The organism is Pseudomonas sp. TH04 (assembly GCF_016651355.1).
Lineage (GTDB): Bacteria > Pseudomonadota > Gammaproteobacteria > Pseudomonadales > Pseudomonadaceae > Aquipseudomonas > Aquipseudomonas fluorescens.
This window is the reverse complement of record NZ_JAEKEA010000001.1, coordinates 4,735,815-4,749,872: the sequence shown is the minus strand read 5'-3', so window position 1 is coordinate 4,749,872 and position 14,058 is coordinate 4,735,815. Positions and strand designations below refer to the sequence as shown.

At 60.9% G+C, this 14,058-nt stretch carries 10 protein-coding genes; 2 read left to right on the top strand and 8 right to left on the bottom strand.

Annotation, left to right across the window (positions count from 1 at the left end; translation table 11 throughout):
• Positions 1-14: 14 nt before the first annotated feature.
• A complete protein-coding gene (nagE, locus tag JFT85_RS21360; RefSeq protein WP_053257848.1) occupies positions 15-1,721 on the top strand; it encodes an N-acetylglucosamine-specific PTS transporter subunit IIBC in 1,707 nt (568 codons plus the stop codon).
• Positions 1,722-1,848: 127 nt separating this feature from the next.
• Here nagE and JFT85_RS21355 read toward each other — a convergent pair whose 3' ends face one another.
• From JFT85_RS21355 to purL, 5 genes are all read right to left on the bottom strand, one after another.
• Positions 1,849-2,109: a DUF6124 family protein gene (locus JFT85_RS21355; RefSeq protein ID WP_169875668.1), complete on the bottom strand. Its 261-nt coding sequence runs from the start codon at positions 2,107-2,109 to the stop codon at positions 1,849-1,851.
• A gap of 237 nt (positions 2,110-2,346) precedes the next feature.
• Entirely contained in the window at positions 2,347-2,799 is a 453-nt protein-coding gene (locus JFT85_RS21350; RefSeq protein WP_201230379.1) for a hypothetical protein, read from the bottom strand.
• Complete coding sequence (locus JFT85_RS21345; RefSeq protein WP_169875622.1) at positions 2,783-3,421, bottom strand: DUF6036 family nucleotidyltransferase; 639 nt, start codon at positions 3,419-3,421, stop codon at positions 2,783-2,785. Before JFT85_RS21345 ends, JFT85_RS21350 begins: the two co-directional genes overlap by 17 nt.
• A gap of 300 nt (positions 3,422-3,721) precedes the next feature.
• Positions 3,722-4,033, bottom strand: coding sequence for an NGG1p interacting factor NIF3 (locus tag JFT85_RS21340; protein ID WP_065908663.1), 312 nt, complete (start codon positions 4,031-4,033; stop codon positions 3,722-3,724).
• Between the two features lie 4 nt (positions 4,034-4,037).
• Positions 4,038-7,934, bottom strand: coding sequence for a phosphoribosylformylglycinamidine synthase (gene purL / locus JFT85_RS21335; protein ID WP_053257851.1), 3,897 nt, complete (start codon positions 7,932-7,934; stop codon positions 4,038-4,040).
• A gap of 287 nt (positions 7,935-8,221) precedes the next feature.
• Here purL and mltF point away from each other — a divergent pair, with 287 nt between their 5' ends.
• Positions 8,222-9,682 carry a membrane-bound lytic murein transglycosylase MltF gene (gene mltF / locus JFT85_RS21330; protein WP_053257852.1) on the top strand — a complete coding sequence of 487 codons (1,461 nt, stop codon included), beginning with the start codon at positions 8,222-8,224 and terminating at the stop codon, positions 9,680-9,682.
• Positions 9,683-9,819: 137 nt separating this feature from the next.
• Here the strand turns inward: mltF and JFT85_RS21325 are convergent, their stop codons facing one another.
• The 3 genes from JFT85_RS21325 to JFT85_RS21315 all read right to left on the bottom strand — a co-directional run bounded on the left by JFT85_RS21325 (position 9,820) and on the right by JFT85_RS21315 (position 14,037).
• Positions 9,820-10,098, bottom strand: coding sequence for a PTS transporter subunit EIIB (locus tag JFT85_RS21325; RefSeq protein WP_053257853.1), 279 nt, complete (start codon positions 10,096-10,098; stop codon positions 9,820-9,822).
• A 2-nt stretch (positions 10,099-10,100) separates the two neighbouring features.
• A complete protein-coding gene (gene ptsP / locus JFT85_RS21320; protein ID WP_053257854.1) occupies positions 10,101-12,632 on the bottom strand; it encodes a phosphoenolpyruvate--protein phosphotransferase in 2,532 nt (843 codons plus the stop codon).
• Positions 12,633-12,816: 184 nt separating this feature from the next.
• Positions 12,817-14,037 carry a maltoporin gene (locus JFT85_RS21315; protein ID WP_069551695.1) on the bottom strand — a complete coding sequence of 407 codons (1,221 nt, stop codon included), beginning with the start codon at positions 14,035-14,037 and terminating at the stop codon, positions 12,817-12,819.
• Positions 14,038-14,058 lie beyond the last annotated feature (21 nt).

Genomic DNA, 14,058 nt, shown 5'->3' with positions numbered 1-14,058 from the left:
TAGGGAGACACGCCATGTACCAACACTTTATCGAAGGCTTGCAACGCCTCGGCCGCGCGCTGATGCTGCCGATCGCGATTCTGCCGATCGCCGGCCTCTTGCTGCGCCTGGGCGACACCGATCTTTTGAACATCGCGGTGATGCACGATGCTGGGCAAGCAATTTTCGCCAACCTGGCGCTGATCTTCGCCATCGGTATTGCGGTGGGTTTTGCCCGCGACAATAACGGCACGGCAGGTTTGGCCGGGGCGATTGGTTACCTGGTGATGATCTCCACGCTCAAGGTGATGGACACCACCATCAACATGGGCATGCTCGCCGGTATCGCCAGCGGCTTGATGGCCGGTGGGCTGTATAACCGCTTCAAGGACATCAAGCTGCCGGAGTACCTGGCCTTCTTTGGTGGGCGACGGTTTGTGCCGATTGTCACCGGGTTTTCGGCGGTCGCCCTGGGGGTGATCTTTGGCCTGATCTGGCCGCCGATCCAGCACGGCATCAACAGTTTTGGCGTGTTGCTGATGGAAAGCGGTAGCTTTGGCGCCTTCGTGTTTGGCGTGTTCAACCGCCTGCTGATCGTCACCGGCCTGCACCATATCCTCAACAACATGGCGTGGTTTGTGTTTGGCAGCTTTACCGACCCAACCACCGGCGCCATCGTCACCGGCGACCTGACCCGGTATTTTGCCGGCGACCCGAAAGGCGGCCAGTTCATGACCGGCATGTTCCCGGTGATGCTGTTCGGCCTGCCCGCCGCGTGCCTGGCGATGTACCGCAATGCACTGCCGGAACGCCGCAAGGTGATGGGCGGGATTTTCCTGTCGATGGCGCTGACCTCGTTTTTGACCGGCGTGACTGAGCCGATCGAATTCGCGTTTATGTTCCTCGCACCATTTTTGTACCTGATCCACGCGGTGCTCACCGGCCTGTCGATGGCCGTGACCAACATGCTGAATATCCACCTGGGCTTTACCTTCTCCGGTGGCTTTATCGACATGGTGCTCGGTTGGGGCAAATCCACCAACGGCTGGCTGGTATTCCCGGTCGGGTTGGCTTACGCGGTGATCTACTACAGCGTGTTCAACTATTGCATTCGTCGGTTCAACCTGAAGACACCGGGGCGTGAAGACATCCAGGTGGTGCAGGCTGAGGTGATGACCGATAACCAGCGGGCCAGTGCCTACATCCGCGCACTCGGCGGTGCAGAGAATTTGCTGAGTGTCGGCGCGTGCACTACACGTCTGCGCCTGGACATGGTGGATCGCAACAAGGCGGTGGATGCGCAGTTGAAAGCACTGGGCGCCATGGCTGTGGTTCGGCCGGGTAACGGCGGGAGTTTGCAGGTGGTCGTAGGGCCAATGGCCGACAGCATCGCCGATGAGATCCGCCTGGCGATGCCGTCGTTTGTTGCCAGTGCGCCGGTGGCCGCCCAGCCTGTGGATAAACCGGTTGCGGTGAATGTGCAGGAGGCCGAGAAGTGGCTGAATGCTTTAGGCGGCCGCACGAATGTGCGCCAGCTGGAAGCGGTGGCGATGACCCGATTGCGGGTGGAACTGGGGGATGATTCGGTGCTGTCTGAAGCGGACCTGACTGCGCTGGGTTGCCAGGGTGTGAGCCAGCTGGACAGCGGGGTTTGGCACCTGTTGATTGGTGACAAGGCCTTGGGGTTGGGTGAGGCTTTGGAGCGGTTGGTCGGTGGCCGCAAGGTCGGTGCCAGGGTTTAGAAATGTAGCGGCGGCTCTGGCCTCTTCGCGAGCAAGCCCGCTCCCACATTTTGATCGGTGCCCGACGTGGCAATGCGGTCAAATGTGGGAGCGGGCTTGCTCGCGAATGGGCCTCATAGGCACCCGATCACTTCTGTTCAGGCACCTCAACTAAATCCAACACCCGATCCACCATCAACTGGATACCCTCCAGCATCCGATGAATCCCCAGCACCGCATCACGCTGTGGACCGTCGATGTCAAAAGCCAAGTTGCCTGCAAGTGCTTGAAGTGCTGCCAGGTCTTGGGAGGCATTGGCGAGCAGGGTTTCGCTGTTCAGGTTGGGGAGTACGGAGAAGATTTGGTCGGTTTGTTGATCGCCTGCTAGGTGGGACGCAGCTTTAGGCATGGTTATATCAAGTCGTAAGTTGTCGCTGATCATCGTAAAACTCCATACAGAAATAGGCTCCTGGTGAAATTTTCAGGCTTGCAGTCCCGGTCGCCACATTGGCAGCGACCCGAGAAGACTAGTGCCGCCAGTTCCTAGGGACAACCTGAAAGCCCTGTAGGAAGTCTCCGAGACTGGAAGATATCGCAGGCAATAAAAAACCCGGTCCAAGCCGGGTTCTTTGTTTGTAATCTACGCCTAAGCAGATGCCGCACGCTGTTCGGCTTCGTAATGGCGAGTCTGGAAAGGCATCAGCGCTTGAGCCTTCAACCCCAGCCCCTCACTCAACCCCCAACACACCGCCAATTCATCACGACGGCTGCGCAGCGCAACAGCGCCTTGTGGTTGCACGTTGTGCTTGGCAGCAGAAGCCGAAAACAATTCAAGCGCCTTCAACGCTTCCATTACCCGGGAATCCGTCGCACATGAAAAGCGCGTGAAGCGCTCAAGCAAGTAACCTGCGCGACGAAGCTCCACCTCACTGGAATGCGCCTTCAGAAAAGCCCTCACCTCACCCACAAGGTTCGCGTCCGAGTACCAAACCGCTTTTGCTGCACAGACAAGCGCCGCGTCATCAGCCTGATTCAAAGGGCTTTTGACCAGCGTATCCAAGGCGGATGAGAGGACGGGCGCGTTAAAAGGCTTCGTCAACTTCAGTCTCCAGGTAGTCGTGCAGAATATTGGTCAGAATGGATCTAGGTGATTCTTTGTTGCCAACAGACATATCAATCGCCTGCAATGCCAATCGACGGAACTCAGTGGCAAGGATGAAGCCTGCCCTGAGCAACACCATGATGTCGCTTACGTTCTGATCCGTAGCTCTACCCAATTTGGAGATCGCAATATCGATAGGCGCAGCTATGTGCAGATGCAGTGCAGACTCGTGAGGAAATTCCTCAAGGGGAATACTTCGTTCCCAGTAGTCTTCGTGAAGCGGGCCAAATGCAGTGTTGTATTGAAGATCGTAGTTCAGCTCCATGACGCGGCCGGATTGCTCATCGAAAAATGCTTCTGGAAACTCCGCCAGCAATGTCCGTAGACGCAATGTGTCTCGAGTATTCGCGCAGTAAATCTCTGCATCCACATCAGTGGAAACTCGATGGTGCGTATACAAATGGACAGCACAGCCACCAAAGACAATAACCTTCACCGCGCCGGGCTTGGCGCCCTCAACCATCAACTCCACCTCGATGGACTTGAACATTGAAATCAAAGCCTGGCCCAGTGGGGTACTCGTATTGAGGCGAGGAGCGACGGTATCTGGAAAATCCATTATTAATCTCAAGCCGGTGCAGCATTGCCGAACGGGTCTTGAGTTCAAATCCCGATCACTGATTGGTCAGTGACCGAGGAAGGCTATTGAGGCGAGTTCCTAGGGACAACCTGAAAAGCCTGTGGGAAAGATCTGGGGCGCCTGTCCCGGCGCCATCGCAGGCAAGCCAGCTCCCACATTTTGAACGTATTCACAGATCAAACTGTGGGAGCTGGCTTGCCGGCGATTGGCCCTTGCAAACAACAAAAAACCCGCTGACCAAACTGGCCCAGCGGGTTTCTTGTTTCTGCAATCTGCGAATCAAAAATCCGCCAACTGCCACACCTCATACGCCGGTGTCTCATAGGGATGGCTCAGTTTCAACGCGGCTACAACCGCCACGATCAACTCATCCGCCACCACCAGCTCAACTTTCCATTCTTCAACCACTTCAACCTGGCCGACTTGCCCGATAAACGGCTGGCTGCCGTCCAACGCGCGAAATTGGCCCTGGCCCAGCACTTGCCAGGCGCAGCTGTCGTAGTCGCCGATGCGCCCGCCGCCAGCGGCGAAGACGGCGGTTTTCACCGTCTCCACATGGCTGTCGGGCACAAAGAAGCTGAGCTTGTACACCGCCTTAGTTCACCCACACGCGAGCGTTGCGGAACATGCGCATCCAGGCGCCGTCTTCGTTCCACTCTTCCGGGCGCCACGAGTTCTGCACGGCGCGGAACACCCGCTCCGGGTGCGGCATCATGATGGTCACGCGACCGTCGCGGCTGGTAAGGCCGGTGATCCCGCGCGGCGAGCCGTTCGGGTTGGCCGGGTAGCTTTCAGTGACCTTGCCGTGGTTATCGACGAAACGCATGGCCACGCAGCCGGACAGGTCGGCTTCCAGCAAGGCTTCTTCGCTGGAGAATTCAGCGTGACCTTCACCGTGGGCGATGGCGATCGGCATACGCGAGCCGGCCATGCCTTGCAGGAAGATCGAGTTGGACTCTTGCACCTGCACCATGGCGACACGGGCTTCGAACTGCTCGGAACGGTTACGCACAAAGTGCGGCCAGAACTCGCTGCCCGGGATCAGCTCGTGGAGGTTGGACATCATCTGGCAACCGTTGCACACACCCAGGGTGAAGCTGTCGTTGCGCTCGAAGAAGCCCTGGAACGCATCGCGCGCACGGCTGTTGAACAGCGCCGACTTGGCCCAGCCTTCACCGGCACCCAGCACGTCGCCGTAGGAGAAACCGCCGCAGGCCACCAGGCCTTTGAACTCATTGAGGTCAACACGACCGGCGAGGATGTCGCTCATGTGCACGTCGATCGCATTGAAGCCGGCGCGGTCGAACGCGGCCGCCATTTCCACCTGGCCGTTGACGCCCTGCTCACGCAGTACGGCCACTTGTGGGCGGATGCCTTTCTTGATGTAAGGCGCGGCGATGTCCTGGTTAACGTCGAAGCTGAGCTTGGTGCTCAGGCCCGGGTTGTCTTCTTCCAGGATCACGTCGAATTCCTGCTCGGCGCAGTCGGCGTTATCGCGCAGGCGTTGGATCTGGTAGCTGGTCTCGGCCCACTGGCGTTGCAGCAGACGGCGCTGGCCGGCAAACACGGTATCGCCGTTGAAGGAGATGTTGATTTCGCCGTTGTTGATCGGCTGGCCAATCACCGCCACGCAGTCGTCCAGGCCAGCGGCGCTGAATTGTGCGAGTACGTCCGGGGTAGCGTCCTGGCGAACCTGGATCACGGCGCCCAACTCTTCGTTGAACAGGATGCCGTTGATCTCGGCGGCATCCTCGGCAACGCTGTCGAGCACGATGTTCAGGCCGCAGTGACCGGCGAAGGCCATTTCCACCACGCTGGTCAGTAAACCACCGTCGGAACGGTCGTGGTACGCCAGCAGGTGGCCGTCGGCGTTCAGGCCCTGGATCACCGCGAAGAACGCTTTGAGGTCTTCAGCGTCATCCACGTCCGGCGCGTGCTTGCCGAGCTTGCCGTGGGTTTGCGCGAGGATCGAGGCGCCCATGCGGTTCTGGCCACGGCCCAGGTCGATCAGGATCAGGTCGGTGGTGCCCTTGTCCATGCGCAGCTGCGGGGTCAGGGTCTGACGGATGTCGGTCACCGGTGCAAAACCGGTAACGATCAGCGACAGCGGCGAGGTCACGCTCTTGTCGGTGCCGTCTTCGTTCCAACGGGTGGCCATGGACATGGAGTCCTTGCCCACCGGAATGGTGATACCCAGCTCGGGGCACAGCTCCATGCCGACGGCCTTGACGGTGTCGTACAGGCGCGCGTCTTCACCCGGGTGGCCGGCAGCGGACATCCAGTTGGCCGACAGTTTGATGTCGGACAGCTTGCCGATGCGGGACGCGGCGATGTTGGTGAGGGTTTCACCAATGGCCATGCGGCCCGACGCCGGAGCGTCCAGCAAGGCCAGCGGCGTGCGCTCGCCCATGGCCATGGCTTCACCGGTGTAGACGTCGAAGCTGGTGGCGGTGACGGCCACGTCGGCCACCGGCACCTGCCATGGGCCAACCATTTGGTCACGGGCAACCAGGCCGGTGATGGTGCGGTCGCCGATGGTGATCAGGAAGCTTTTGCTCGCCACGGCCGGGTGGTGCAGCACGCGTTCGATGCTGTCGGCCAGTTCCAGCGTGCTTGGGTCGAAGTCATCGCCCAGTTCGGCTTCACGTACCGCCGAACGGTGCATGCGCGGGGCTTTGCCCAGCAGCACTTCGAGTGGCATGTCCACCGGGCTGTTGCCGAAGTGGCTGTCGGTGACCGTCAGTTGCGGCTCGGCAGTGGCTTCGCCGACCACCGCGAACGGGCAACGCTCGCGTTCGCAGATGGCCTGGAAGCGCGCGAAGTCTTCAGGGCCGACGGCCAGCACGTAGCGTTCCTGGGATTCGTTGCTCCAGATTTCGTGCGGGGCCATGCCCGGCTCGTCGTTTGGAATGTTGCGCAGTTCGAAACGGCCACCACGGTCACCATCGTTGACCAGTTCCGGGAAGGCGTTGGACAAACCGCCAGCGCCGACGTCGTGGATGAAGCTGATCGGGTTCTTGTCACCCAACTGCCAGCAACGGTCGATGACTTCCTGGCAACGGCGTTCCATTTCAGGGTTTTCACGCTGTACGGAAGCGAAGTCCAGGTCCGCCGAGCTGGTGCCGGTGGCCATGGAGGAAGCGGCGCCGCCGCCCAGGCCGATCAACATCGCCGGGCCGCCGAGTACGATCAGCTTGGAGCCGACCAGAATCTCGCCTTTCTTGACGTGTTCTTCACGGATGTTGCCCATGCCGCCGGCCAACATGATCGGCTTGTGGTAGCCGCGCACTTCGTCGCCACGCGGGGTGGTGATGGACTGCTCGAAGGTACGGAAATAGCCGGTCAGCGCCGGGCGCCCGAATTCGTTGTTGAACGCGGCGCCGCCGAGCGGGCCTTCGATCATGATGTCGAGTGCGGTAACGATGCGCTCAGGCTTGCCGTACGGCACTTCCCACGGCTGTTCGAAGCCCGGGATCTGCAGGTTGGACACGGTGAAACCGGTCAGGCCCGCCTTTGGCTTGGCGCCACGGCCGGTAGCCCCTTCGTCACGGATTTCGCCACCGGAGCCGGTGGCGGCGCCCGGGAACGGGGCAATCGCGGTCGGGTGGTTGTGGGTTTCAACCTTCATCAGGATGTGCACCGGCTCCTGCACCGCGCCGTACTGGCGGGTTTCAGGGTCCGGGAAGAAACGCCCGGCGACGGAGCCGACGATGACCGAAGCGTTGTCCTTATAAGCCGACAGAACGCCTTCGCTGTGCATCACGTAGGTGTTCTTGATCATGCCGAACAGGCTTTTTTCCTGGCTTTCGCCGTCAATGTCCCAACTGGCGTTGAAGATCTTGTGACGGCAATGCTCGGAGTTGGCCTGGGCGAACATCATCAGTTCGATGTCGTGCGGGTTGCGCTTCAAGCCGTTGAAGGCGTTGACCAGGTAGTCGATCTCGTCCTCGGCCAGGGCCAGGCCCAGTTCGGTGTTGGCTTTCTCGAGGGCGGCGCGGCCACCGCCCAGCACGTCAATCGCGGTCAGCGGCTTGGGCTCGGCGTGGCTGAACAGACCGCCAGCCTGTTCCAGCTGGCTAACGATGATCTGGGTCATGCGATCGTGCAAGCTGCTGGCGATCAGCTCGGCCTCGGCATCGCTGAACTGGCCGGCGACGTAGAAAGCGATACCACGTTCCAGGCGCTGGATTTTTTCCAGGCCGCAGTTACGCGCGATATCACTGGCCTTGCTCGACCAGGGCGAGATGGTGCCGAACCGCGGCAGAACCAGGAACAAGCGGCCGTTTGGCTCTTGAACGGGAACGCTGGGGCCGTACTTCAGAAGGCGTGCGAGCACTTGCTGTTCGTCGGCGGTCAAGACGCCGGTAACGTCGGCGAAGTGAGCAAATTCAGCATACAAGCCTGTAACAGCTGGAACCTTTTGGCTCAGTTGCTCAAGGAGTTTGCTGTGGCGAAAGGCAGAAAGGGCAGGAGCGCCGCGCAGGATCAACATCTTCGGGACAGCCTCGGGAAGGGGGTGTGCTTTGAGGCCGTGCATTCTAGCGTAAACCGCCGCCAACGGCACCCGAAACGGCACGGCTGGCGGCTGCCGAACGTCAGTTGGCACGGATTGCACGCTATCGGGGCGTTTTCCAAGGCTTTGCGCGCAGTTATTTTAACCGTCACAAACCCTCGCCAACCCACGTTTCTGAGGGCTTCAGCCCGGTTTTGCGGGCGCTAGCAGACAAGTCCCCTGCTGTCGAGATATGGCGCCGAGGGTCGTTTGCGTATACTGCGCAGATGTTCTCCCCAACTGCTTTACGCCCGCGATACGCCAAATGGCTCATCGCAACCGGACTCTTCCTGATGCTCAGCGCCTGTGTTGATAAGCCCAGCACGCTCGAGCGAATCAAGGAGGATGGCGTATTGCGGGTGATTACCCGGAACAGCCCGGCGACGTATTTCCAGGACCGCAACGGTGAAACCGGTTTCGAGTACGAACTGGTCAAGCGTTTTGCCGATGACCTGGGGGTAAAGCTGGAAATCGAGACCGCTGACAACCTCGATGACCTGTTCGGCCAATTGGGTAAACCCAAGGGCCCGGTCCTGGCCGCCGCCGGCCTGGTCAGCAGCGAGCAGCGTGCGCAACAGGTGCGCTTCTCCCATCCGTACCTGGAAGTGACGCCGCAGATCATCTACCGCAACGGCCAGTCTCGCCCGACCACCCCGGCGGACCTGGTGGGCAAGAAGATCATGGTGCTCAAGGGCAGCACCCACGCCGAGCAATTGGCCGAGCTTAAAAAGCAGAACCCTGCGATTGAGTACGAAGAGTCCGACGCTGTTGAAGTGGTCGACCTGCTGCGCATGGTGGACGAGGGGCAAATCGACCTGACCCTGGTGGACTCCAACGAAGTCGCGATGAACCAGGTGTACTTCCCCAACGTTCGCGTGGCGTTCGACCTGGGCAATGCCAGCAACCAGAGCTGGGCCGTGGCGGCGGGAGACGACAACAGCCTGCTCAACGAAATCAACAGCTACCTCGACAAGGTCGAGAAGAACGGCACACTGCAGCGCCTTAAAGACCGCTATTACGGGCATGTCGATGTACTCGGCTATGTCGGTGCCTACACCTTCGCGCAGCATTTGCAGCAGCGCCTGCCCAAGTACGAAAAGCACTTCAAAGCCTACGCCAAGGAAGAGAAAGTCGATTGGCGCTTACTGGCAGCCATCGGCTATCAGGAATCGCTGTGGCAGCCGGCTGTCACCTCCAAGACCGGCGTGCGCGGCCTGATGATGCTGACCCAGAACACCGCCCAGGCGATGGGCGTGTCCAACCGTCTGGACGCCAAGCAAAGCATCATGGGCGGCGCCAAGTACCTGGCCAAGATCAAGGATGAGCTGGACGACAGCATCGCCGAGCCGGACCGCACCTGGTTCGCCCTCGCCGCCTACAACGTCGGCACCGGCCATCTGGAAGATGCGCGTACACTGGCCAAGCGAGAAGGCCTGAACCCGAACAAGTGGCTGGATGTGAAGAAGATGCTGCCGCGCCTGGCGCAAAAGCAGTGGTACAGCAAGACCCGCTACGGCTATGCGCGCGGCGGTGAGCCGGTGCACTTTGTGGCGAACATCCGGCGCTACTACGACATCCTCACGTGGGTGACCCAACCGCAGCTGGAAGGCAACCAGGTGGTCGATGGCAACTTGCACGTGCCGGGTATCGACAAGACCAAGCCGCCGGAAGACACCCCGCAGCTGTAAATAATCTCTATAAACACCACAAACCTAATGTGGGAGCGGGCTTGCTCGCGAAGGCGGTGTGTCAGGCTATATATCTGTAGCTGATACACCGCATTCGCGAGCAAGCCCGCTCCCACATTTTTGATCTGCGCCTGGCTTCAGAGGCCGGTGAGCAGATGCACCACGCCGCCGGTCAACACCATCACCCCCGGAACACCCGCGGCCTTCAGCGCCTGCGTATCCAAGCGCCCGGCATCCAGCAGTTGCACGCGCACCCGCGTCAGCGCCACGCGCTGCTGCGACTTGAGATTATCCGCGCCACCCAACGCATTCAGCATAGCGGCCGACAACAGACTCGGTGTCGGCGCCACCACCGTCTCGGCAATCAGATCCGGGGTCAGCGCTTTCCAGAACGCCCGCTGCAATTTCTCGAACATGCTCAGTGCTCCACGACAGGTGAGGTTTCAACGGTGGCTGCGTGATAGAGGCGCAGGGCCTCGCGCACTTGGGCCGCTTCTTCCAGGCCCAGCACCTGGCGGGCGATGATCTGGCAGTCGGCCAGGTCCAGCTCGCGCACGGTGGCCTTGATGGTCGGGATCAGCGGTACGCTCACCGACAATTCATCCACGCCAAGTCCCAGCAACACCGGCACCGCCAGCGCTTCCGACGCCAACGCGCCGCACACGCCAACCCACTTGCCATGCGCATGGGCGGCCTTGACCGTGGTGGCGATCAAGCGCAGCACCGACGGATGAAAACTGTCGGCCTGACTGGCCAGCCGGGGGTGGTCGCGGTCCATCGCCAGTGTGTATTGGGTCAGGTCATTGGTGCCGATAGAGAAGAAATCCACATGCGGCGCGAAAACGTCCGCCATCAACGCGGCAGCAGGCACTTCGATCATGATCCCCAGCTTCGGTAGCTCGCTGAGCCCCATTGCCAGCGCTTCTTCTTGAAGAATCTTGCGTGCCAGGTGCAGCTCCGACAGCAGGCTGACCATCGGCAGCATGATATGCAGCCGCGCCAACCCGGCACTCGCCAGGATCGCACGGAACTGCTCGCGCAATAACGCGGGGCGTTCCAGGCACAGGCGAATACCGCGCAAACCGAGGAAGGGGTTGGTTTCGCTCTCCATTGGCACGTAGGCCAATGGTTTGTCGCCACCGACATCCAGCGTGCGCACCACCAGATTGCGCTCGGTGCCCAGGGCGCGGGCGATGGCGCTATATGTACCGGCTTGCTCTTCGGGGCTCGGTGCGCGATTGCGGTCCAGGTAGAGAAACTCCGAGCGCAGCAGGCCGACGCCCTCACCGCCCAGGCTCAGCGCTTGCTCCACCTCCTGCAACGACGCGACGTTAGCCGTGACCTCAACGTGATGACCATCGCGTGTGGTGGCCGGCAAGGCCGCCTGTGCCACTTCGCGTTGACGGCGCAGCACCTGCTGATGGCGCGCCGCCTGCAGTTGTTCAATTTCAGCCAGGTCCGGGTCCAGGTGCAGCTCGCCCTTGTCGGCGTCGAGCAGTACCTGTTTGCCGTTGGCCAGCGTCAGCACTTGCACTGGCACACCGCAAATAGCCGGAAGACCCAGTGCCCGGGCGAGGATTGCAACATGGCTGGTCGCGCCGCCGCCGACCGTGACAAACCCCAGGACCTTGCGCGTGTCCAGGCTGGCGGTCTGTGACGGGGTCAGTTGCTCGGCGATCAGGATGGCTTGCTCAGGCAAGTCCCAGGCACGCTCCTCGACACCAAGGATCAGTTTAAGCACGCGCTGGCCGACATCCGCCAAGTCTGCCGCACGCTCGGCGAGCAGCGCGTTGCCCAGACCGTGGAATAACGTGGCGGTGTTTACCGTGGCGCGGTTCCATGCAAAGGCAGCGCTTTTGCCATTGGCCAGCAGGGCATGGGCTTGCTCCAGCAGGGTTGGATCCTCAAGCAACTCCTGATGGGCGCGGAAGATCTCCGCTTGGGCGCTGCCGGCGGCCTTGGCCTGCAAGGCTTGCAGCGCCTCGCTTGCCGCCAGCAGGCCACGCGCCAACACGGCTTGTTCGGTCGCCTCGCCTGCGCCCTCTTCAGCAATCTGCAGCTCAGGCTCGGCCACTTGCACCACCTGGCCAAACGCCGACCCGGGGGACGCACATACGCCCCGCAGCAAGGTCGCCGACGACACTGGCTCAACAGCCTCGACCTCCTCGGCCGGTGCCGCGATCGCCTCGCCACACCCTTGCGCCAGCAGCGCGACCAATGCGGCAATCGCGGCCTCGGCATCGTCACCCGCCGCACTCACCTGCAAGGTATCGCCCTGTACGGTTTGCAGCGCCATGATCGCCACCAGCGACTTGGCGTTAGCGCTCTGGGTTTGCTTGTGCAGGTAAATGCTGGAACTGAAGCCTTTCGCCGCCTGGGCAAAGACCGCCGCAGGGCGGGCGTGCAAGCCGTTGGTATTGGGCAAGGTCAGCGGCTTGGAAAACCGAGCATCGCCCTCCTCCTCAATGACTTCTTGAGCGCGCTCCCCCGGCGATAACCGCAACAGCGGCTGGCCGGCGTCCACCCCAACGCCGTCCTCGGCCAGCAGCGTAAACGGTTCGCCACTGACCACCAGCATCAAGGTCAGCAAACTGCGCGCATTGAGCGCCACGTAGTCGGCATCGAACTCAATCAGCGGCTGCCCGGCCTCCACCCGCTGGCCCTCCTGCACCAGTCGGCGAAAGCCCTGACCCGCCAGGTTCACGGTGTCCAGGCCGATATGCATCAGCACCTGGACGCCGTTGTCGTCGGTAACGCTGACCGCATGCCCACTGTCCTGGATATTGCTGATTACCCCAGCCAACGGTGCGCACAGGGTTTGCGAGGTGGGATCGATGCACAGGCCGTCACCGATCACGCGACTGGAGAACACCGGGTCGGGCACCTGATCCAGCGCCAGCAGCACCCCGGACAGGGGCGCCAGCAGTTCCAGGGGTTGAGTTGTGGTCATGACTTCACCTGCTGTTTGGTTCTGTAAAAATCATAGGGTGGATGTGAGTCCTGGGATGACGAAGATCAAATGTGGGAGCGGGCTTGCTCGCGAATGCGGTGTATCAGGCGACACATGTATTGGATGACCCACCGCTTTCGCGAGCAAGCCCGCTTCCACATTTAGTCCGCGTACATTTACAGATTTACTTCCACCAGTATTCGACCTGCACACCCACATTCGACCCATGCCGCGCCGTACCGTACGCGCCGGTGTCGGACAACGCCGAACCTGCCGCCAGTTCATTCGCCGCGCGCTTGGCCGCTTCGTTCCAGGTTGCATAGGTGTAGTACAAACGCACCTCTGGTCGCGCCCAGAAATCCGGGCCGTTGGGCGACCAGGTCGGGGCGAAGGTAAATTTGCTCAACTTGCGCGTACCACCGGCGGCCTCAACCTGATCGTGCCCAAGTTCGGTGACCAGTTTGAACTGCTCGCTGATGGCGTACGCCGGGCGCACGCCGATGGACATCCAGGTCTGGTCCTGGCTGCCAGGGCGAATGTCTTTCTGGTACACCGCCTCGATCTGCCCGCCGAAACGCGGGGTCACCTGCCAGTCAAAAAACTCCACGGCGCGGTAGCTTTTGCTGCTCTTGTCCAGCGCGGTGTCGCCGGTATAACCCAAGCCCGTGCCGGGCCCTTCGCCATACTGCAAGGCGAATTTGTTCTTACCGCCAAGGAAAGGTTTTTGCACGTGCTGCGCGGTGATTGCCCAACCGCTGTTGGCCTCACGCCCGCCGGCTTTTTCGATGTAGCTCAAGCCGAACTCCAGTTCACCGCCGGGGTTGGTCTTGAAGCCGGCGACGTTGAAGTCGTGACGGGTCGCGTATTCCTTCTGGTACAGGTTGTCCTTGCGCGAGAGGGCGTAGCTGTACTTGAGGTCACCGATCAACACGTCCTCGATACCGCCGCCGGTGGCGCTCTGGTTCCAGTAGTAGAAGTCGGAGATATGGATGTCGTTACGTTTGTAGTAACGCCGGCCGGCCCACAACGAACCGCCATTGAGGCTGGGCAGGTTGGACCACTGCGCATACATCTGCGGCATGCGCGCCGAGCCGTTGTCTTCACCCTGGAACTTCAGGGCGCGATCGTATTTGTTGTACAGGGACGCCATGGCATCGACGCTGAGCACCGAGCCGTCATCGAGGGTCAGCAGGTCCTGGCGCAATTCAAATTCAGCGTACTGCTCGCATTCGTTACCCAGGCGGTATTTGGATTGCGCGCCCGGCAGTTGGAAACACTGTTGCTTGCCACTGCCCGTCGACGTGCCCGCGCCACTGCGCAAGTAACCGGCAAATTCGAGGGCCTGAGCGGCAAAAGGGGCGGTGAGACACGACGCAATAAGGCCCAGCTTTATTGTTGTTTTCATGAAGCACTCCGATATTTTTAT

Excerpts from the sequence above, each read along its gene's own strand:
- nagE (WP_053257848.1), top strand. The coding sequence starts at position 15 with ATGTACCAACACTTTATCGAAGGCTTGCAACGCCTCGGCCGCGCGCTG.
- JFT85_RS21355 (WP_169875668.1), bottom strand. The coding sequence starts at position 2,109 with ATGCCTAAAGCTGCGTCCCACCTAGCAGGCGATCAACAAACCGACCAA.
- JFT85_RS21345 (WP_169875622.1), bottom strand. The coding sequence starts at position 3,421 with ATGGATTTTCCAGATACCGTCGCTCCTCGCCTCAATACGAGTACCCCA.
- purL (WP_053257851.1), bottom strand. The coding sequence starts at position 7,934 with ATGTTGATCCTGCGCGGCGCTCCTGCCCTTTCTGCCTTTCGCCACAGC.
- mltF (WP_053257852.1), top strand. The coding sequence starts at position 8,222 with ATGTTCTCCCCAACTGCTTTACGCCCGCGATACGCCAAATGGCTCATC.
- JFT85_RS21325 (WP_053257853.1), bottom strand. The coding sequence starts at position 10,098 with ATGTTCGAGAAATTGCAGCGGGCGTTCTGGAAAGCGCTGACCCCGGAT.
- ptsP (WP_053257854.1), bottom strand. The coding sequence starts at position 12,632 with ATGACCACAACTCAACCCCTGGAACTGCTGGCGCCCCTGTCCGGGGTG.
- JFT85_RS21315 (WP_069551695.1), bottom strand. The coding sequence starts at position 14,037 with ATGAAAACAACAATAAAGCTGGGCCTTATTGCGTCGTGTCTCACCGCC.